An 18,758-nucleotide genomic window follows, 5' to 3' on the forward strand; every position below is an offset into this window, starting at 1 on the left:
CACGACTCAATAGAGAAGTGGCTTTTTTACGTTTGATCAAAAATCATAGAATTCTCTTCGGTCAGTCATAAAGTAATAAAATACTGCCATTTCAAAGAATATCAATCATAACGTCGAAATATCAATCACAAACCGGTAACGCACATCACTTTTCAGCACCCGTTCATACGCTTCATCAACTTGATTAGCGTTGATGACTTCAATTTGTGGTGTGATGTTGTGAGCAGCTGCGAAATCGAGCATTTCTTGTGTTTCTTGGATGCCGCCAACGAGTGAACCAGCAATGCTGCGGCGGCCGGAAATTAATGAAAAGACGTGGAATTGATCCGGCTTAGGCGGTGCACCGACGTTCACCAAGGTTCCATCTACACGGAGTAAGGACAAATAGGCATCCACGTTAATGTTGGCAGAGACTGTATTGAGAATGAGGTCATACTGGCCGGCTAGTGTCTGAAACGTATCAGGATCACTTGTAGCAAAATAGTCTTTTGCGCCAAATGATAGTGCTTCTTCTTTTTTATTCAAAGAGCGGCTCAATACCGTCACTTCAGCACCTAGAGCGCTCGCGAATTGAATGGCGACATGACCGAGTCCGCCCATTCCGACGATAGCAACCTTTTTGCCAGGACCTGCCTTCCAGTGCTTTAATGGTGAATAAGTGGTAATGCCAGCACAGAGAAGAGGACTTGCGGCATCAAGGGGCAGTTGATCAGGAATGCTGACGACAAATCGTTCAGTCACAACAATTTTTTGACTGTAGCCGCCATAAGTCGGCTCCCCGTCATAGTCACGGCTGTTATACGTTTGGACGACCCCTTTTGTGCAATACTGCTCGTCTCCATTTTGACAATATTCACAGGTGCCGCAGGAATCCACAAAGCAGCCAACGCCTACACGGTCTCCGATCTGAAACTTCGTCACATCATCCCCTACAGCTGCAACGACCCCAGTAATCTCATGACCTGGAACCATCGGGAAAATGCCGCCGCCCCATTCATCAAAAGCGCTGTGGATATCTGAATGACAGATCCCGCTAAATTGAATATCAATTAAAATATCATGTGGACGAAGTGCTCTTCGTTCAATGGTCGTCCGTTCAAAGTTTGCTTTGGCGTGTGATACACTTAAAACGTTTGATTGGTGCGTCTGACACATTCTTGATCATCCTTTCAAAAATAAGATTCGATTCTTTCTTCTATACTGTACGTCTTAAAGTGAACTCTAAGTCAATAGAAAAACCTCTTCAGGCTTTTAATAAAAGAATTGAGCCAAAAGCATCTTGCTTTCTTTTTCAAAATGGAGATGATGAGGAAAGGGAGATCGGAAGGTAAGAGAAAGAAGGAGAGTACAATGAAAATAGCACAAGCAGCAAAACAGCTCGATTTATCCACTGCAACACTTAGATATTACGAAAATATTGGTTTGATTAGGGAAATCAAACGTGACGATCATGGGATTCGTGATTATACAGAGGATGATCTTCAATGGATTGAATTTATCAAGTGTATGAGAAATGCAGGGCTCTCGATTGATGCGCTTAGAGAATATACAGCCTTATTTTTTGAGGATGATGATCATACGTTATCTTCGCGAAAAAACATTTTGGTCAATGAACGAGAAAGACTCGTCCAAAAACAAAAGGAAATCGAAGAGACCATTAAACGGTTGGATTTCAAAATAGAAAGTTATGAAGATATTATCCACAATCATGAGAAAAAACTCGCTCATCAGCTGAAAACTCATTCTAATTAAACGAAGAAAAACCTGTGACTTGTCACAGGTTTTTTTGATAGAGTTATCTTTTTGTGTAACGCACCCAGTTATAATGCGCATGGAGTGGTGTAACACCGTTGTAGGAGCCGAGCCATTCATCGACACCTGCACCATTCCACAGGTTCATCATAATTTTCCCTGGTGTTTGAGGAATTTGTGTGGTGGCGGTATGCTTTAATTGCCCATCGACATACCATTTGATGGAGTTTGGCTGCCAGTCAAATGCATACGTGTGATAAGAGTTCGCTGCATCGAAACCAAGGTTGACGATCTTTTCATGATTTCCTACACCATTGGTATAGTAGTTAAACTGTACCTTTGTCGTGTCTTTTCCTAGAAATTCAATGTCAATCTCATCCCAAGGCGTGCCATCAGTCGGTCCCGTATAGGTGAAGAAAGAAGAGACGATCCCCACATTTTTGGCTGGCTTCATGTTGACTTCATATAGCCCATAGCCGTACGTTTGAACGGAACGGTTTTCTCCGCAGTCAAACTTGTTATAGGCGGGACTTGTGAGCGATAAACGCATTTCACCTGATGATGTCATCGACACGTTATTTGCACGCCACGTACAGTTAAACATGTTTCCATTCGAGTATCCATCGGCTTTTTGCCATAACCCCGTATTATAGTTGTTAAAAGGTTCGTAAAACGATCCACCCGTTTGTGCCGAGGCACCCGCTGTAAATGTGGACAAACTCAAGACTAACCCAGTGACAAGCAGCATCAACATTCGTTTCATACGGTACATATTCGCATTCTCCTCTCCTTTTATGGAAGCGCTTTCTTTATTGATCATACATGATTCTTTCAAAAGGGAAAATCGGTCTAAATAATGATAAACAGCGTGCATTATTTAATAGAATTGAAAGAAGGATCATAAGTAAAAAATAATGATTGACATTGCGGACAGTTGTCCGTAAGATAATATCGGGACAATTGTCCTAAGAAAAACCTAAAGTGTTTGATTTAACACATAGAGATAAGTGTCATGTGGATGAAGGTAAAGAAGGTGAGCATGGTGGAAAAGGATATTGGGGAGGAAATTGAAGAGATCGCATTCTCCTTGTTTCAAGAATTTGGTGTAGAAAATGTCAGCATGCATAAAATTGCGAAAACAGCTGGTGTTGGGCAGGGCACTCTTTACCGCCGCTACGCCAATAAAAGTGATTTGTGCCTTTCTATCCTTGGGGAGAGATTTGAACAGCTGATCCCCGCTTTGCATCTTTACTTGAGCAAAATAAGTGATCAGCCGGTTCGTGAACGTTTGCGCTATGTTCTCGAAGAAATTCATCTGATTGTCGGTCACCATCTAGACTGGATTCGGATGCTCACAATCTCTGGGAATTTAGAGCAGACAAGTAAAGTGTATGAGAGTCATTACAGTCAATCACTTAGACAAATCATTCGTGATTTGCTTGAGGAAGCGAGAGAAAAGGGAGAAGCAAACATACAGGATATAGAACTGACAACGTTATGTATGTCCTCTCCAATGACGCCTGAGCTCATGTTTTATATACATGAATCCGGCTATTCAATCGAAAGAATAGCCCAATTTGCTGCAGAAAAACAGATTTTATCCGTCTTTCAATAGACAATAAAGTGGCTCATTTCTGACCACCCTGACTTCCTAAGGTTCATCTAAACTCAAAAAGAAAAGGAGCCAACTTAATATGAACAAACAGAAAGCAGCAGCTTCTGAAATTCGAACGCTGCCCATTATTATTTCTTTTATCACTGCTGGATTTATTGGCCTGTTCAGTGAAACGGCATTAAACATGGCGCTGAGAAGTTTAACGTTAGACTTTGGAATTGAAGCGACGACTGCTCAGTGGCTGACAACAGGATATTTATTAACACTTGGTATTCTCGTACCGATTTCAGGACTCATTCTTCAATGGTTTACGACAAGACAGCTTTTCATTACATCGCTCGTCTTTTCAATCATCGGAACATTTATTGCGGCGGTTGCGCCGGTCTTTAGTATTTTAATGGTAGCACGTGTCGTGCAGGCAGTCGGCACAGCATTGCTTCTGCCATTGATGTTTAATACGATTTTGGTCATCATTCCACCTCATAAACGAGGCAGATCAATGGGGATTATTGGTCTTGTGATCATGTTTGCACCAGCTGTCGGCCCGACCGTCTCTGGTCTTATTCTGAAATCGTTGACGTGGCATTGGATTTTCTGGATTTCACTTCCTTTATTAATTGCTGCACTCGTATTTGGTTATATCTTTATGCAAAATATTACAGAACCAACAAAACCGAAAATCGACATCTTATCGATTGTTCTTTCAACCATTGGTTTCGGCGGAATTGTGTATGGCTTTAGCAGTGCCGGAGAAGGCGGCGGCTGGAGCAGTATGCATGTCATCGTTGCGATTGTAGTTGGTGTTATAGGGATTCTCGTGTTCTCCTTAAGACAGTTGAACATGAAAGAACCAATGCTGAACTTAAGCCCGTTTAAATATCCGATGTTTGTCATTGGGTTACTTCTGATTTTAGTGTGTATGATGGTGATGCTGTCTGCTATGATGATTTTGCCATTGTATCTGCAAACGTCCTTGGCGCTTTCTACATTTACAGCAGGTTTAATGCTATTGCCAGGTGGAATTATCAACGGACTGTTATCTCCAATCATGGGTGGTCTATTTGATAAATTTGGTCCAAAATGGCTTGTCATTCCAGGTCTTGTCATTGTCGCAGCGACGATGTTTGGCTTTACGAATCTAAGTGTGAATACGTCGATTGGATTCATTGTAACCCTTCATATTACATTAATGATCGGAATCGCGATGATCATGATGCCTGCTCAAACAAATGGATTGAATCAGCTGCCGCCAGAGCTATATCCGCATGGTACAGCGATTATGAATACATTGCAGCAGGTGGCAGGAGCCATTGGTACTGCGATCGGTATCTCGATCCTTTCTTCAGGAGCCCGCAGCTTTATGGAAAATGTGTCTGATCCCGCAAATCCGATGAATCAGCTGCTCGCCTTTACAAATGGCGTCCAGCATGCATTTATCTTTGCAGTGATCATGACGATCATCGGTTTGATTATTGCCTTCTTCATTAAACGAGTGAAGGTAGAACAACAAGTATCATAAGAGAAATGAAAAGCACTGTGGACATAGAGCCGCAGTGCTTTTTTATTTGCTCAATGCTTGTTTCAAAGAGAGAGAAAAAGGGGAGATAGGTAAAAAGTGAACAAATGAAAATTGCTGCTGGTTTAGTAGGAGGAAAAGAGGAAAAGGAAACGAATGAGTAACTAAGAAATGAATAAGATAGGAGTCTGAGATCATGAACTTAGAAGAACAAATCAAAATCGCTGCTTCATTACGCCAGCCATCTGAAGATTCATTAGCGAGTCAATCGGAACTAAAGCCAGTAAATCCTCCGGAAGTGAACAAAATGGAATATGATATTCCAACAAGTGCTGGCGAAACAAAGGTGTGGGTATTTAAGCCAGTGAACACATCCAAACAGCTGCTTCCTGTTTTTGTGAATTTACATGGCGGCGGATTTATCATGGGCAGTGCTGAAATGGATAATCCATGGTGTCCAGTCATTGCAGACCGGGCGCAATGTATCGTTGTCAATGTCGAGTATCAGCTTGCACCCGAGCACCCTTTCCCAGCCGCTCTTCATGAATGCTACGATGTACTGAAGTGGCTGTATGAACATCCTGATGAGCTTCAAATCGATCGGAATGCATTAGCCATTGGCGGACATAGCGCAGGAGGAAATTTGGCAACGGCTGCTTGTCTATTGAATATTCAAAAAGGAAATACACTCCCAATTGCCTATCAAGTGCTTGATTATCCGCCGCTCGATCTAGCAACTGATCCAGCACAAAAGCCAGCGTTTGAAGAAGCGATCCCAGTTGAATTGGCGAGACTCTTTAATTCCTTCTATCTGCAAGGCCAAGATCCACACAATCCGCTTGTTTCTCCGGTGTTTGCAGATCGCTCATCCTTAGCACAAATGCCTCCAGCTCTCATCATCACAGCAGAGAGGGATTCGCTGGCTGAAGAAGCCGAGCAATATGCTGCCAAGTTAAAAGAAGCTGGGGTAGACGTCACGTACAGACAATTTAAAGGTGTTCCACACGGCTTCACGCACGCCGGAGATTTAGCCATAGCTGAAGAGGCTTGGCATCTGATGGGGGATCAACTAAAGAAAGCGTTTGAATAAAAAAGCAAAGCGATTCAAAAGCACAGGAGACAATGGGCCTGTGCTTTTATTACTGTTTCTGAAAAAGAAAAGTGAATGTAAAAAGGGTCAGATATCTTTCCTCAAGGAATTATCCCTGGCTACTATATGAATAAGACTCATTGGAATTCCATTTACCTTGATGCAGACATTCCATCCTCATTTGTAGAGGAGTTAATTGAACATTCCTACCAATTGGTTTTTCAAAAATGAACAAAAAAATCTCAACATGACATCCTCCAAAATGATTTAAAAGGAAGTGACTGAGGAGCTGTATCTAAGTTAGACATAATGCCCTTTGACTCTCTTCAAAATTGACTTGAGCGAAACGCTGTCGTTATAATTTAACCAGTTAGAAGACACGAATAGGGGGATATAAAATGGGCTATACAGTCATTACAGGAGCAAGCTCAGGTATTGGATATGAGGCGGCTCTCGCCTTTGCAGCACGAGGGGAAAATCTTATATTAGCTGCACGCCGGCTTGATAAACTCCAAGAATTGAAGATGAAGATTCATGATCAATATCCCGATATCAAAGTAGTCATACAGTCAGTCGATTTAACAAACATAGAGCAAGTGTATTCATTTTATGAGTCATTGTCAGATTATGAGCTGGATACGTTCATTAATAATGCAGGGTTTGGTCACTTTGGCTCTATAGGAGAACAAGATTTAAGTAAAATTGGGGATATGCTTCATCTGAATATCGAAGCATTAACGATTCTATCCACCCTATTTGTTCGTGATTATGAGCAAGTAGAGGGAGCGCAGCTCATTAACATTTCTTCACGAGCTGGCTATACAGTCGTCGGCAATGCGGTCACCTATTCAGCAACGAAGTTTTACGTGAGCGCCTTTACAGAAGGGCTGGCCCTAGAGTTGAAAGGAAAAGGAGCCAAATTACAGGCAAAAGTATTAGCGCCATCCGCGACAGAATCAGAATTTGCAAAGCGTTCATTGGATGTTGACGAATTTGAATATGAAGGCAATTTCAAGAAATATCATACATCAAAAGAAATGGCAGCTTGTATGCTTGAGCTTTATGACAGTGAAAAAACAGTCGGTATTGTGGACGGAAAGACATTCGAATTTGAATTAAAAGATCCGATCTTTTCACACGCTGGTACAGTTATGAAATAAAGATTCCATCACTGAGGTAGATATCCTCAGTGATTTTTTTATGGTGTGATTGACTGTGTGGTCAAGCATAGGAGGAATGTAACAAGTGAAGGCGATGAAGCATCACAAAATTGCCCTTCATTACTATACAGAACAGGATTTTGTACGTCCTAGGAAGATCGCTCAAGATGGATACCGATTATTTGATGGGAAAAAGATAGACATGCTTTAAAGAAAATGAAAAAACACCTTCGCGTTAGGTGTTTTTTTCATGCATTCTTTGATAAAACAAAGAATCACAAGTCCAGTAGATAAGACTGCTCATGATGATGATGGGTAAAGACACCTTACTCCCAATTCCATCAATGAAAAAGAGTATGATAACCATTGCTATCAGTAAATACGCAGCTAAATAAAGAGGATGGAAAGCCTTTGGCTGCAAAGAAAACAATAACTGCAAAGGAACCGCAAAGACGAAATAAAAAACAAAAAGAATAGGAATATAAAATATCAGAAACGCAGGCTCAGCTTGAATAGGTGGAAATAAGCAGACAAACAAGCCGAGTAAAATAGAGCTGATGAATAGTGTGATGAGGATTTTGTAAAAGGGTTGAAGCGAATGCAAAATGTATACTCCTTTTTTGTAAAATTTACTATATTTTATCATAAAGTCATTATCAAGCATCGGTTATTTTTAAAATACGCCACCTCCAATACTCAACTTAATTACAGCAAATTTAGGTAATAAGAATTGAATAAATCATTAATATAACGCCCTTTTTACCTTTATTTGTTTCTATATCTTTAGCCTCATGTCGATGAATGAAGGTATGGTATAAAGTAAAGCCTATAGAAAGAGATTTAGCCATGAAATCCATCAAATGAGGAAAAGAGATGATCCAATGAACATGACAAAATGGTTAGGTGCTGTCCTTCTTTCTGTTTTATTATTGGTGACAGCAGCCTGTGCGAACACAGGCACTCAAGAGAATACTCAAAGCGAAAAAGAAAACGTATCCAATGAAACAAAAGAGAAAAACAAGGCGGTTGAAACAGGGAATAAGTCCTTATCAAATATTAAGGTATTAGCCACGGGCGGGACGATTGCTGGCAGTTCAGACAGTGATACAGATACGACGGGCTATAAATCTGGTTCACTCGGCATTGATAAAGTCATTGCTTCCGTTCCACAGCTGAAGGATATTGCAAATGTTACGGGTGAGCAGGTTGCGAATGTCGGCAGTGAAAATGTTGATAACGCTCTTCTTTTAAAATTAGCCAAGCGAGTGAATGAACTATTAAAAGATGATCAAGTAGATGGCATTGTCATCACGCATGGAACAGATACACTTGAAGAAACAGCTTACTTTTTACATCTGGTTGTTAAAAGTGATAAGCCTGTCGTGGTCGTTGGCTCAATGAGACCAGCATCGGCAATCAGTGCGGATGGTCCGCTTAACTTGTATCATGCGGTGAAAATTGCATCAACCAAAGAAGCAAAGGGCAAAGGGGTCATGGTCACATTAAATGACCGAATTGCATCAGCTCGATTTGTTACGAAAACAAACACGACTACAACCGATGCGTTCAAGTCACTTGAGCAAGGATACATCGGAGAAGTTACTGGTGAAGTGGTGTCCTTTTATAACGAACCGACAAGAAAACATACGACTGAAAGTGAATTTGATGTATCAAAGATAAAAAAATTACCGCAAGTCGATATTTTATATGGCTATCAAAATGATCAAAAATATATGTATGATGCAGCAGTAAAAGCAGGTGCGAAAGGGATTGTCGTCGCTGCAGCAGGAAATGGAACGATGTCAACAGAAGCCATCAAAGGGGCAACAGATGCAGTGAAAAAAGATGTGGTTCTTGTGAGGTCAAGCCGTACGGGTAATGGAATTGTCACCCATGAAAAAACGGATGATGAACATCACTTTGTGTCGTCTGATTCATTAAACCCGCAAAAAGCACGTATTCTGCTCATGCTGGCACTAACGAAGACAAAAGATCCAGTTAAAGTGCAAAGGTATTATGAACAGTATTAACGGAGAAAAAGACCCGAAAGACATCGGGTCTTTTTTCATGCATTTTCAGCACGCTCCTTTAAAGAGAGTAAAATATCTCGCCAAATATCGTCTACATCAGTAAGAAAGTGCCCTGCTTGATCGATATAATGGGTTTTGACGTTTGGAATCGCCTGAGCTATTTTTTCTATTTCTACAAATGGAGCCATCGTATCTTCTTTTCCATGCCATACATCAACAGGGATTTGAATATCTTTCATATCGAATGCCCATGGTTTCGAGAGTAAAATGGGTTCACGAATACATTCATCCACCGATTGACGAGTCGCTTCGTATAAATGTGTCATCATCATCTCTAACTGCTCATCGGTTTGAAGGAATTGCCGATCCCACGGATGTAAATGCTTGTTCCCGTTTTTGGCCAACTTCTTAAATTTCTCTGGTTTGTTCTCAATCATTTTCTTCTGGGAACGATAGCTTGCTTTCAATAGCCAAGGAAACTTCTTACTAAGGAAAAAAGCCAATTTGTTTTCTTTCAGCATACTTTTAGGCGGTTTCCCGTTCTGAAAAGGGGTTGTACTTGAGATCAGTGCAGCTGAAAGGACTCGATCCGGCAATTGATAGGCACAACCAGCAGCGAATGCGCCGCCTCCAGATACACCCATCACTGAAAAATGTTGAATACCAAGATCATCTGCCACTTCCAGCACGTCTTTTGCCCAGTCTAAAATTGTACGGTCAGGTAGAGGGGTAGATAAACCAAATCCAGGTCGATCCAAACAGATGAGACGAATGCCGAGTTCTTGAGAGATTGAATCATCATCTAAAAACATCACTCTTGATCCAGGTGTCCCATGAAAAAAGAATACTGGAAACCCCTCAAGATCACCGTATTGAGTCAAACCGATGTGACGGCCATCTTGTAAATGAATGCTTTGCATATTTTCATCCCCTTAATAGTTTAGATAACTTAAATATTGATGAGAGAAACACCGTATTAAGGCGCTTCTTTTGCAATCTGATAGATTTTTTCGTATAGAGATAGTAATGTTTTTAAATCTTCTTTTGGAAGCTTTGCATAGTATTTTTGTATAAGGTGCAGTTGAATGTCTTCCGTATTCTTGTGATAGTCATGGCCCTTTTGAGCACAATCAACAATGATTTCTCTTCGGTTATGTGGATTAATTTCTCGTTTGACATAGCCGAGCTTCTCAAGCTTTGATACAAGCTGGCTAGCTGCGCTGGCAGAAATCGAAAAGTAATCAGCTAATTCATTGATTGTTCTCGTTTTCGTGCGCAATAGCTCAAGTGTCAGCTCTTGTTTGGCTGATAAATCTGCATACTCATGTTTTAAAAATCGCTGATACTCTTCTACATAAATTGAGCCTAGAGCATTCGAGTATTCAATGATCTTTTTACCGTAATGAATGATTTCCTCATCCAATGACATCACCTCTTTTCTATTATAGGCAATCTTTATATTTAAGTGAAGTTAAATATAAAGAAAAGTTAAATGAATGACGGATATACTGAAAGGGAGATCATCGGTATATCCACTTTTTCATCAAAAAGGGACAAAGAATACTTCCCATGATTCCCGCACATTCATAAAATGTCGTTGGCTTGAATTTGAACACGTAGTACGCCAAAGTAGCCATGAAAAGGTCGCAGAAGAAAAATACGTATAAGTCCTTTTTGGTGATAGCGCAAATGACTGTTCTGTTTGTTTTCACATGAATCACTCCTTATGAAGTCAATGCCTTTTTTATTGTATTATGATAAAAATCCATTTATAATAAAAAATAAACCAACTGGTCGGTTTTATTTTGTCCGTATGAAGAAATGCAGGGTAGAAAGGGATTGTGACACATGACAAGTACACAAAGCGGGGCTGGAAAGAGTGAGAAGACGAAGCAAAAAATCGTCACCGCTTCTCGTGATTTATTTGCGAAAAAAGGATATTCAGAAACATCCGTGCGCGATATTTTAGAGGCTGCTGAGGTGAGTAAAGGCAATCTCTATCATCATTTCAAAGGAAAAGAGTTTTTGTTTCTTCATATTATGGAAGAGGATCATCGTTTGATGATGGAAACGTGGCATGAGGAGAAGAAAACACAGCACCGGGCTGTCGATAAGCTCGCTGCATTTGCAGAGATGCTCAGTCAAATGGGCATTAACTACCCATTAATGAGAGCGAGTGAGGAATTTTGTGCCAGTGCTTTTACATCAAACGAAGTCATGGAGCGGCTGAACAAGATTGATGTCGATTTTGATGATGTGATGAGAGATATCTTACTTGAAGGAAACAAAGATGGCAGCTGGTCGATCCAGCATGTGGAGTCAAAAGTGAAAATATTACTTTCCGTTTTTTATGGATTAGACGTGTTATATAAAAATGACACCATTGAGCAGAAGAAAGAGTTACAAAAAGAGGCGATCTCATTGTTTATTCACGGAATCAACCATCATGAGTAACAAGTGAGTCAGTAAAGGGGAAACAAACATCATGCAAAAACCGATTCGTGAGCAAAAAGCAGTACTCGTGATTTTATTAAGTAATATATTTATTGCGTTTTTAGGCATCGGTCTCATTATTCCTGTCATGCCGCTATTCATGAATGTCATGCATCTAACAGGGAGTACGATGGGATACCTTGTGGCGGCGTTTGCCGTTGCCCAGCTCATCGCATCACCTATTGCAGGGAGATGGGTAGACCGCTACGGAAGAAAGATTATGATTGTGTCTGGGCTGTTTCTATTCGCGTTATCAGAACTCGTTTTTGGTCTTGGAACACACGTGTACGTCCTGTATGTTGCAAGGCTTCTAGGCGGTATTAGTGCGGCATTTATTATGCCGGCTGTCACTGCATATGTCGCAGATATTACGACCGTTCAAGAAAGATCAAAGGCGATGGGCTATGTCTCTGCGGCCATTAGTACCGGTTTTATCATCGGCCCGGGAATTGGCGGGTTTATAGCAGAATACGGCGTACGCCTGCCATTCTTCTTTGCGGCAGGGATTGCGTTTATTGCCGTCATTTCGTCTATGTTTATGCTGAAGGAGCCTTTAACAAAAGAAGAGCGAGAGAAGCAAATGAATGAAGTGAAAGAATCGACTTTCTTTAAAGATTTGAAAAAATCAATTCATCCAAGCTACCTCATCGCCTTTATCATTGTGTTTGTCCTCGCATTTGGACTATCTGCATATGAAACAGTCTTTAGCTTGTTCACAAATCATAAGTTTGGATTTGGTCCAAAAGATATTGCCGTGATCATTACCGTCAGCTCGATTGTGGCAGTCATCATCCAAGTACTTGTGTTTGGTAAACTGGTAAATACCCTAGGAGAAAAAAGAGTCATTCAGCTATGTCTGATTATCGGGGCTGTCCTTGCTTTCGTTTCAACCGTTGTTTCAGGCTTTTTGGTTGTTCTGATTGTCACATGTGTCATTTTCCTTGCGTTTGATTTATTGCGTCCAGCATTAACGACCTTCTTATCCAAAATTGCTGGCAACCAGCAAGGATTTGTCGCAGGGATGAACTCTACCTACACAAGCCTAGGTACGATTTTCGGGCCGGCACTTGGCGGCATTTTATTCGATCAAAATATTCATTTCCCATTTTTATTCGCAGGTGTTGTCTTATTTCTTGGATTAGGCTTAACCCTTATTTGGAAAGGGAAGGCAACGGTTGAATCTGATTAGATTAGGGGCTCTAACTAGGGCTCTTTTTTTTGTTCCTTTTGGATAGATTTTTGAAAATAATCACAAGGTCCCTGTTGATAAGGTGTTATTCATGTTAATCTAATACATGTTTTACCAAATGCAAGAGGGGGATTTTCAATGCAAATTAAAGAGATTTTTTTTATTCGGTGTATCTCGTGTTTGAGTGTTGTGCTCATTCATGCAATAGCCATTTTATCTAGTCCTCAATCATCATCGATTCTTGTAGCACTACTCATGTTCAGTACACCGAGTTTTATTTTCATTTCTGAGTTTTTATTGGCGCATGCTTATCCAAATGGTACACCTAAAGGATTTATGTGGAAGAGAGTGAAAGCCATCTTTTTCCCATTTGTATTTATTGGGATTGTCGATGGGTTTATGCATTCGGCATCGTTAAATGGAGGGGCAGCTGACTTTTTTAAAAGAGCTTCAGCAAATGTCTTATTGGGAAATTATATTGGTTATTTTGTTCTGATTATTTTTCAATTTTACTTTTTGCATATGTTTTTTCACAAAATTGCTAAGCGTACCTCAGCCAAATGGGTATTGCCGATCTCCTTTATCATCACAGTTGGTTATTTAAGTGTCATGAACCTCGTCAAAATCCCACAACCTCAATTACCTAATCCAATGTTTGGCTTAGAATGGATTCCATTTCCAGGGTGGTTATTCTATTTTTGTTTAGCCTATTATTGTGGAGTGAATTATCAGCAGTTTATCACAAGACTTCATCGTTTTAAGTATGCCGTGTATGGACTTGTTTTGATTTCCGCAGCGACCCTTCTAAGCAATTCATATGTAGGCTTTTTCGAGCCTTCTTCTAAGAGGCCAGACGTTGTTCTTTATACAATCAGTATTGTCTTCTTATGTTTTCTCTTGTTTTCTAAAGTGAAAAGCGTTCCACCTTTCGTAGCTGTCATTAGTCAATATTCATTCACCATCTATTTGCTTCACGGGTATTTTCTAGGTATCTCTGTGTTGCTATGGGGACAATTAAAAGATTATCCATTCTTTGTAGGGACAATCATAATATCAGCACTAGCAATTGCTGGATCTATCCTATTGTCATGGTTAGCGAATCATTATAAATATGGCTATATGTTTGTCGGTAAAATCAACAGAACGAGACGAAAAACAGTCGCTTAACCCTGATATGGAAGGGGAAGGTGACAGAAGAAGCATCAGCAGAATAATATCATCCAGAATGTAAGAGACCTTTTAAATGAGGTCTCTTTTTTAAAATGGCGCCTTTGATGCAAAATCCCTTTTTTGGCAAAGAATTCTCTATGTCAGCCGCTTTTTCTTTATAATGGAAGGATAGGGGGGATCATCGTGCATCTATTGAAGCAGCAAAAGACACCATCAATGAAAAAAGGAATTCGGCAGATCGATCCGGCATATCCAGTGTTTGTAGATGCGGTCATGGATGGCATGATACAAGGACATCTTTATGTCGATGATGAAGTGCATCCGCTTGTTTATTTTCTCGAAGCTTCATGCGGCATTTATTATGTGTCAGGAAGGAGTGAAGCGGAGTTGTTACGCTGCTCAGCCTTCATTGTGGATGTGTACGAAAGGCAGAAAAGACAAAACGGCCGATTCACCTTATTTTCAGCAAATCCATTAACAGATGCAATGATGAAAAAATGTCTTGGGTTACATCTGAATGAAATGGAAAGACATGCGTACGTTTATTCACAGGCATATTCTCATGCCACTCAGCCTCATCCAGGCTATAGAGTAGAGCGGACAAATGAGCAGGTGATGACTGCAAGCAGTGCTTTCCCTCCTAGCTATTACGAAGCCTATTGGGGAGAAACAGCTCGTTTTCTATCAAAGGGAATCGGGATTGCCATTTTAAATGGAGAGAACGTGGTCAGTGAATGCGTCTCTATTTTTTCAAGTATGGATCGTGCGGAGATAGATATTTGGACAGATGAGTCTTATCGCGGAAAAGGTTTGGCGCTGCTGTCAGCTCAGCATATGATCAGCACCTGTCTTGAAAAAAAGAGGACACCGCATTGGGATTGCGATGTCCATCACCTAGCTTCAATCAAACTGGCAGATAAGTTAGGCTTTCAGAGGCTCAAAACCTATCGATTGTTTTATGGTTCAAGATGAGAAGGTTTTGAGATACCAAGCATCCATTGCAGAATGCTCAGAGCCTTCAAGCGGTTCTGAAAGAAGAGAAAAGCCATATCGCTGATAAAGGCCTATAGCTGCTGTTAATTCCCGGCGGGTTTCTAAATAACACGCTTCGTAGTATGCAGAGGCATATTCCAGCGCCGTATCCATCAGTTTTTTGCCCGCACCTTTTCCTTGTGCTTTTGGACTTAAATAAAGCTTTTGTAATTCACATACTCCCTTTGTAAATGGAGCAATCCCTACACCGCCCACAATCTCACCCTGCTCTTCAGCAATCCAATAGGCTGCATGAGTCAATGATTGATAGTATTCGAAAAGCTGGTCAAGTTGGGGATCAGTGTAGGCTGTTCCTTCAATCGCTAGATTCGCTGATTCTAGTGACTGGCGGATAATCGCTGCGATATACGGGTTGTCTTTTTGCTCAATGGGTCTAATGTTCATTTGAAGTACCTCCATTGTTATGGGTTAGGAGTTGATATCACATGTTCTGGCTGCAAACCGCCTTTTTTACAATCGTTGTCTTGTGTCTCTCATGGTGGGCAGGGAAAAGACGCCGGCAGCGCCATGCGGGGTTCATTGTCCCAATATGCTTGATTTTATTTGGTTTGGTTTTATTGATTGTTAGTTTTTTTATTGGCAGATGGGAAGGCATGGTGCTTAGTCTAGCGAGTATCTCTATCGTTCTCTCTTCCATCATTTGTTTAATCATCGTCACTGGGATTCAATTTTTTAAAAAAGATGACCCTTCTTAAGCAGGAGCATCTGTATCCATCATGTTTTTATATTCTTCACGAAGGATGCCCATGATGATGACATCTGAGTATGTACCGTTGAAATAGAGCGCTTGGCGTCTTTTTCCTTCATATTGAAATCCGGCTTTCTCATAGCTTCGAAAGGCTCTTGGATTGTGGGAAAAGACTTCAAGCTCTAGACGGTTGAGTTCTAATGTGTCAAAGGCAAATGCTTGAACCATCCGAACAGCTTCAGTGCCATAGCCTTTTTGAAAATACTCTGGCCCGTGAAGCGCAATGCGGAAGCTTGCCGTATGATTGATTGGATCAATGTCCACAATCGCCGCATCTCCAATCATCTCTTTCGTGTCTAGTAGACAAATGGCGAAATCTCGTCTGCTGTCATCCTGCAAAAAGCGGGTATAGGCGGAGCGAATTTCTTCTAGTGTGAACGTTTTGCGTGTGCCAGTCATATAAAGTGTTTCTGCATGCTGGCATCCTCTTTGAATACCAGGATAATCTTGCTCTTCAATCGGTCTCAAAAATATACGAGTCATGACGGATCACCCTCCTCTATATATCGAGAGATTTCAATTAAATTCAGATCAGGATCACGGATATAAACAGATTCAATTGGACCTAATGTACCTGTGCGTCTGACCGGCCCCTCTTCAATGGGGACCACTTGCTTCCGGAGGTGCAGCAGCAAACTGTCCATGTCTAAATCGGTGATAAAGCACAAATCATGAGATCCAGGAAGAGGATGAGCTGCTTTTGGCTCAAATTCATGACCAGCTTCATGAAGGTTGATCTTCTGTAAACCAAAACGAAGCGCTTTACGGCCTTCACCAAAAGTTTCTTCCTTCATCCCTAATACGTTTGTATAAAAGCGAATGGTGTCCTCCATATGTTGTACAGTCAACACGATATGATCAAGTCGTCGTATCATCAGTCTCTCCTCCAAGTATGATCATTGATTGAACTGACTCTATTATATCATCACCTGAAGAGGATACCTTATTTAATCACGGTTTTATAGCTCCAGCTTTCCAAGGACATTTCCTTTCCGCGCAGTACCCTTTCATCAAACTCCATCCAGCCATTTTTTCGGTAGAAATGACGATTGGCCTCGTTGTGTGTCATCAGTGTAAACAGTCCGCCGCCTTGCCGGGCGATAAAGGGAAAAAGGCATTGCTTTAACATGCGGCTTCCGAGTTTTTTTCCTTGCTGGTCTTTTGCCACGACAAGTGCTTCTAAATACCAGTAAGGCTGCTTTAAGGAAGAACATGCTTTTTTCGCCTCCTTTAACACACGGAACACATGCTGAACCGCCGATATACCGCCAATGAAGAGCAGCTTTAACCCACCTGATAACACATAATCCATGAAGCCTGGTTCAGGAAGACGCGGATGCTTTAAAAGGGCAGCAGACACAATGTTCTCGTTTTCAACCCCGACCAAACAGATTTGATGCTGAAAATACACCTTTGTATTGACCAAATGCAGCTGACGAGCGAAAGCAGACCGGTTTGAGACCTTTTCACATAATAGGTCAAAAAATGAATAGTCCTGAAACGAATCATCTAACAACTCTGCCACTTGAGGCAGTTCATCCTCTCTAGCAAGTCTAAAATGAAACATATAATGGTCCTCCTTTACTGAACACATATAGATTATTGAACATGTGTTGAGTATAATAAGAAGTAAACCAATCGAACATCGGCAATGGATGAGATCCTGTTCATAAATAGACATTTGGCGCCTGATTGTTCAACAATGGAGGGGATGTCATGAAGGACAGACGAACAATCAAAACAAAAAGAGCCATTCGGGAAAGCTTCCTTGAGCTGTTAAAGGAAAAGGAAGTGCAGCAGATTACGGTATCAGAGCTATCAAGGAAAGCGGATTTAGGCAGGGGAACCTTTTATTTGCACTATCAAGATGTGTTTGATTTATATGAACAGCTTGAGAAAGAACTATTCGATCAGCTCGGGGGGTTATATGATGAAACCTTTCCAAGTCAGGATCCTCTTGATATGCTTTCCTTTTTAAACAAAACGACGGAGTACTTGAAAGAGAATCAATATATGTTGACGTTATTTGTAAAACCAAATGGTCCAACGACAAACCAATTCAAAGCATTTTTCAAAGAAAAAATCATGAAAGAGTGGCAGCTTGATCAGCGTCCTATTACAGAGAATGAGCAAATAGAGGCCTCTTTTGTCGTGTCTGGTGTCGTGGGTGTACTCGAGGAATGGATTCACGAAGAAATGACCATTGATGCCGGCAAGCTCGCGCATAAATTATACGAGCTTCTCCTCAAGGTGGAACAGGAATCGTAAAAAGTTATGTAGCCTTTGTCTTTCCTTTTTGATAAAATAGAATATATGTTCTTATTTGAAGTAAGGGAGTGGTGGGAGTGAGTGAGAAAAGGAAGCTGCTTTTTTATGGGGCGATGAGTATCGATGGATATTTAGCGAGAGAGGATCACCGGCTCGATTGGCTGATAGGGACAGAGGGCGAAGAAGAAACGAGCTATGACACCTTTTATGCGTCAGTCGATACACTGATCATGGGGCGCAATACATATGAACAAGTTCTTCAGCTGTCACCAGATGAGTTTCCTTATGAAGGAAAGACATGTTATATCATGTCACGTACGTTACAAGACAGTCTGGAAGGAACCCATATCATTCGCGAAGATGTCTTATCATTTGTGAAAAAATTAAAGAATGAAACAGGCCGGAATATTTGGATTGTCGGCGGCGGGGGACTGCTTCAATCTTTCATAAAAGAAAGATTGGTTGATGAGCTTTTTCTTCAAATCGTACCTGTCATCATTGGAAGAGGAATTCCTCTCTTTTCGCCGGCGGATCTGGAATCTAGGTTCTCATTACAGGAAGTAAATCAATATAAACAAATTGCTGAAATGCATTTTATCTTAAAAGAAGAGGATCACTGAACCAAGGTGGTCTTTTTTTTATGAAATAAACTCGTTGACAAGAAAATATCCTAG

At 40.9% G+C, this 18,758-nt stretch carries 22 protein-coding genes and 1 pseudogene; 15 read left to right on the plus strand and 8 right to left on the minus strand.

Annotation, left to right across the window (positions count from 1 at the left end):
• Positions 1–105: 105 nt before the first annotated feature.
• Complete coding sequence (locus NSQ76_RS02980) at positions 106–1,155, minus strand: NAD(P)-dependent alcohol dehydrogenase (RefSeq protein ID WP_268415252.1); 1,050 nt, start codon at positions 1,153–1,155, stop codon at positions 106–108.
• Positions 1,156–1,350: 195 nt separating this feature from the next.
• On the opposite strand from NSQ76_RS02980, the gene NSQ76_RS02985 reads away from it, so the two are divergent.
• Positions 1,351–1,752, plus strand: coding sequence for a MerR family transcriptional regulator (locus tag NSQ76_RS02985; protein ID WP_008346757.1), 402 nt, complete (start codon positions 1,351–1,353; stop codon positions 1,750–1,752).
• A 43-nt stretch (positions 1,753–1,795) separates the two neighbouring features.
• On the opposite strand, the gene bglS is transcribed toward NSQ76_RS02985, so the two are convergent.
• Positions 1,796–2,524 (minus strand): beta-glucanase, encoded by a 729-nt coding sequence (gene bglS / locus NSQ76_RS02990; protein WP_025093569.1) that lies wholly within the window; start codon positions 2,522–2,524, stop codon positions 1,796–1,798.
• A 270-nt stretch (positions 2,525–2,794) separates the two neighbouring features.
• On the opposite strand from bglS, the gene NSQ76_RS02995 reads away from it, so the two are divergent.
• The 7 genes and pseudogenes from NSQ76_RS02995 to NSQ76_RS03025 all read left to right on the plus strand — a co-directional run bounded on the left by NSQ76_RS02995 (position 2,795) and on the right by NSQ76_RS03025 (position 9,163).
• The gene (locus tag NSQ76_RS02995; RefSeq protein ID WP_025093568.1) at positions 2,795–3,367 is read left to right on the plus strand and encodes a TetR/AcrR family transcriptional regulator; all 573 of its coding nucleotides are present in this window, start codon (positions 2,795–2,797) and stop codon (positions 3,365–3,367) included.
• Positions 3,368–3,446: 79 nt separating this feature from the next.
• The gene (locus NSQ76_RS03000) at positions 3,447–4,886 is read left to right on the plus strand and encodes a DHA2 family efflux MFS transporter permease subunit (protein WP_263905456.1); all 1,440 of its coding nucleotides are present in this window, start codon (positions 3,447–3,449) and stop codon (positions 4,884–4,886) included.
• Between the two features lie 193 nt (positions 4,887–5,079).
• Positions 5,080–5,973, plus strand: coding sequence for an alpha/beta hydrolase (locus tag NSQ76_RS03005; protein WP_034622730.1), 894 nt, complete (start codon positions 5,080–5,082; stop codon positions 5,971–5,973).
• Between the two features lie 102 nt (positions 5,974–6,075).
• Positions 6,076–6,204 (plus strand): annotated as a pseudogene (locus tag NSQ76_RS03010) (MmcQ/YjbR family DNA-binding protein); the annotation flags it as partial.
• A 167-nt stretch (positions 6,205–6,371) separates the two neighbouring features.
• Complete coding sequence (locus NSQ76_RS03015) at positions 6,372–7,133, plus strand: SDR family NAD(P)-dependent oxidoreductase (RefSeq protein ID WP_197172264.1); 762 nt, start codon at positions 6,372–6,374, stop codon at positions 7,131–7,133.
• Positions 7,134–7,218: 85 nt separating this feature from the next.
• The gene (locus tag NSQ76_RS03020) at positions 7,219–7,344 is read left to right on the plus strand and encodes a hypothetical protein (RefSeq protein ID WP_277600443.1); all 126 of its coding nucleotides are present in this window, start codon (positions 7,219–7,221) and stop codon (positions 7,342–7,344) included.
• 670 nt (positions 7,345–8,014) lie between these two features.
• Entirely contained in the window at positions 8,015–9,163 is a 1,149-nt protein-coding gene (locus NSQ76_RS03025) for a type II asparaginase (RefSeq protein WP_341052320.1), read from the plus strand.
• Between the two features lie 35 nt (positions 9,164–9,198).
• Here NSQ76_RS03025 and NSQ76_RS03030 read toward each other — a convergent pair whose 3' ends face one another.
• Positions 9,199–10,083: an alpha/beta fold hydrolase gene (locus NSQ76_RS03030; RefSeq protein WP_277722403.1), complete on the minus strand. Its 885-nt coding sequence runs from the start codon at positions 10,081–10,083 to the stop codon at positions 9,199–9,201.
• 56 nt (positions 10,084–10,139) lie between these two features.
• Positions 10,140–10,592, minus strand: coding sequence for a MarR family winged helix-turn-helix transcriptional regulator (locus tag NSQ76_RS03035; protein ID WP_024427804.1), 453 nt, complete (start codon positions 10,590–10,592; stop codon positions 10,140–10,142).
• Between the two features lie 419 nt (positions 10,593–11,011).
• Between NSQ76_RS03035 and NSQ76_RS03040 the strand changes: the two genes are divergently transcribed.
• From NSQ76_RS03040 to NSQ76_RS03055, 4 genes are all read left to right on the plus strand, one after another.
• Positions 11,012–11,617 (plus strand): TetR/AcrR family transcriptional regulator, encoded by a 606-nt coding sequence (locus NSQ76_RS03040; protein ID WP_341052325.1) that lies wholly within the window; start codon positions 11,012–11,014, stop codon positions 11,615–11,617.
• 31 nt (positions 11,618–11,648) lie between these two features.
• Positions 11,649–12,845 (plus strand): MFS transporter, encoded by a 1,197-nt coding sequence (locus NSQ76_RS03045; protein ID WP_103132691.1) that lies wholly within the window; start codon positions 11,649–11,651, stop codon positions 12,843–12,845.
• 138 nt (positions 12,846–12,983) lie between these two features.
• A complete protein-coding gene (locus NSQ76_RS03050; protein ID WP_125587421.1) occupies positions 12,984–14,012 on the plus strand; it encodes an acyltransferase family protein in 1,029 nt (342 codons plus the stop codon).
• A 186-nt stretch (positions 14,013–14,198) separates the two neighbouring features.
• Positions 14,199–14,987: a GNAT family N-acetyltransferase gene (locus NSQ76_RS03055; RefSeq protein ID WP_341052330.1), complete on the plus strand. Its 789-nt coding sequence runs from the start codon at positions 14,199–14,201 to the stop codon at positions 14,985–14,987.
• On the opposite strand, the gene NSQ76_RS03060 is transcribed toward NSQ76_RS03055, so the two are convergent.
• Positions 14,979–15,452, minus strand: a complete 474-nt coding sequence (locus NSQ76_RS03060; RefSeq protein WP_025093555.1) for a GNAT family N-acetyltransferase — start codon at positions 15,450–15,452, stop codon at positions 14,979–14,981. The genes NSQ76_RS03055 and NSQ76_RS03060 overlap by 9 nt on opposite strands.
• A gap of 41 nt (positions 15,453–15,493) precedes the next feature.
• Here NSQ76_RS03060 and NSQ76_RS03065 point away from each other — a divergent pair, with 41 nt between their 5' ends.
• Positions 15,494–15,763: a YesK-like family protein gene (locus NSQ76_RS03065; RefSeq protein WP_024425418.1), complete on the plus strand. Its 270-nt coding sequence runs from the start codon at positions 15,494–15,496 to the stop codon at positions 15,761–15,763.
• Here the strand turns inward: NSQ76_RS03065 and NSQ76_RS03070 are convergent.
• The 3 genes from NSQ76_RS03070 to NSQ76_RS03080 form a co-directional block, all read right to left on the minus strand.
• Positions 15,760–16,299: a GNAT family N-acetyltransferase gene (locus NSQ76_RS03070; protein WP_073204019.1), complete on the minus strand. Its 540-nt coding sequence runs from the start codon at positions 16,297–16,299 to the stop codon at positions 15,760–15,762. The genes NSQ76_RS03065 and NSQ76_RS03070 overlap by 4 nt on opposite strands.
• Positions 16,296–16,691: a VOC family protein gene (locus NSQ76_RS03075; RefSeq protein WP_024425420.1), complete on the minus strand. Its 396-nt coding sequence runs from the start codon at positions 16,689–16,691 to the stop codon at positions 16,296–16,298. Before NSQ76_RS03075 ends, NSQ76_RS03070 begins: the two co-directional genes overlap by 4 nt.
• Before the next feature lie 68 nt (positions 16,692–16,759).
• Positions 16,760–17,383, minus strand: a complete 624-nt coding sequence (locus NSQ76_RS03080) for a GNAT family N-acetyltransferase (protein WP_197172254.1) — start codon at positions 17,381–17,383, stop codon at positions 16,760–16,762.
• Positions 17,384–17,532: 149 nt separating this feature from the next.
• Between NSQ76_RS03080 and NSQ76_RS03085 the strand changes: the two genes are divergently transcribed.
• Together NSQ76_RS03085 and NSQ76_RS03090 are read left to right on the plus strand one after the other, a co-directional pair.
• Positions 17,533–18,084, plus strand: a complete 552-nt coding sequence (locus NSQ76_RS03085; protein ID WP_024425422.1) for a TetR/AcrR family transcriptional regulator — start codon at positions 17,533–17,535, stop codon at positions 18,082–18,084.
• Positions 18,085–18,161: 77 nt separating this feature from the next.
• Complete coding sequence (locus tag NSQ76_RS03090; RefSeq protein ID WP_171463998.1) at positions 18,162–18,704, plus strand: dihydrofolate reductase family protein; 543 nt, start codon at positions 18,162–18,164, stop codon at positions 18,702–18,704.
• Positions 18,705–18,758: the final 54 nt, after the last annotated feature.

The sequence above is a fragment of the Bacillus sp. FSL M8-0256 genome, assembly GCF_038005765.1.
GTDB lineage: Bacteria > Bacillota > Bacilli > Bacillales > Bacillaceae > Bacillus > Bacillus safensis.

What these genes read in the sequence shown, in the direction of transcription:
- NSQ76_RS03050 (WP_125587421.1), top strand. Translation starts at nt 12,984, where the DNA reads ATGCAAATTAAAGAGATTTTTTTTATTCGGTGTATCTCGTGTTTGAGT.
- NSQ76_RS03060 (WP_025093555.1), bottom strand. Translation starts at nt 15,452, where the DNA reads ATGAACATTAGACCCATTGAGCAAAAAGACAACCCGTATATCGCAGCG.
- NSQ76_RS03000 (WP_263905456.1), top strand. Translation starts at nt 3,447, where the DNA reads ATGAACAAACAGAAAGCAGCAGCTTCTGAAATTCGAACGCTGCCCATT.
- NSQ76_RS03080 (WP_197172254.1), bottom strand. Translation starts at nt 17,383, where the DNA reads ATGTTTCATTTTAGACTTGCTAGAGAGGATGAACTGCCTCAAGTGGCA.
- NSQ76_RS03040 (WP_341052325.1), top strand. Translation starts at nt 11,012, where the DNA reads ATGACAAGTACACAAAGCGGGGCTGGAAAGAGTGAGAAGACGAAGCAA.
- NSQ76_RS03045 (WP_103132691.1), top strand. Translation starts at nt 11,649, where the DNA reads ATGCAAAAACCGATTCGTGAGCAAAAAGCAGTACTCGTGATTTTATTA.
- NSQ76_RS03075 (WP_024425420.1), bottom strand. Translation starts at nt 16,691, where the DNA reads ATGATACGACGACTTGATCATATCGTGTTGACTGTACAACATATGGAG.
- NSQ76_RS03025 (WP_341052320.1), top strand. Translation starts at nt 8,015, where the DNA reads ATGAACATGACAAAATGGTTAGGTGCTGTCCTTCTTTCTGTTTTATTA.
- NSQ76_RS03030 (WP_277722403.1), bottom strand. Translation starts at nt 10,083, where the DNA reads ATGCAAAGCATTCATTTACAAGATGGCCGTCACATCGGTTTGACTCAA.
- bglS (WP_025093569.1), bottom strand. Translation starts at nt 2,524, where the DNA reads ATGTACCGTATGAAACGAATGTTGATGCTGCTTGTCACTGGGTTAGTC.
- NSQ76_RS02985 (WP_008346757.1), top strand. Translation starts at nt 1,351, where the DNA reads ATGAAAATAGCACAAGCAGCAAAACAGCTCGATTTATCCACTGCAACA.
- NSQ76_RS02980 (WP_268415252.1), bottom strand. Translation starts at nt 1,155, where the DNA reads ATGTGTCAGACGCACCAATCAAACGTTTTAAGTGTATCACACGCCAAA.
- NSQ76_RS03035 (WP_024427804.1), bottom strand. Translation starts at nt 10,592, where the DNA reads ATGTCATTGGATGAGGAAATCATTCATTACGGTAAAAAGATCATTGAA.
- NSQ76_RS03065 (WP_024425418.1), top strand. Translation starts at nt 15,494, where the DNA reads ATGTTCTGGCTGCAAACCGCCTTTTTTACAATCGTTGTCTTGTGTCTC.
- NSQ76_RS03085 (WP_024425422.1), top strand. Translation starts at nt 17,533, where the DNA reads ATGAAGGACAGACGAACAATCAAAACAAAAAGAGCCATTCGGGAAAGC.
- NSQ76_RS03005 (WP_034622730.1), top strand. Translation starts at nt 5,080, where the DNA reads ATGAACTTAGAAGAACAAATCAAAATCGCTGCTTCATTACGCCAGCCA.
- NSQ76_RS03070 (WP_073204019.1), bottom strand. Translation starts at nt 16,299, where the DNA reads ATGACTCGTATATTTTTGAGACCGATTGAAGAGCAAGATTATCCTGGT.
- NSQ76_RS03015 (WP_197172264.1), top strand. Translation starts at nt 6,372, where the DNA reads ATGGGCTATACAGTCATTACAGGAGCAAGCTCAGGTATTGGATATGAG.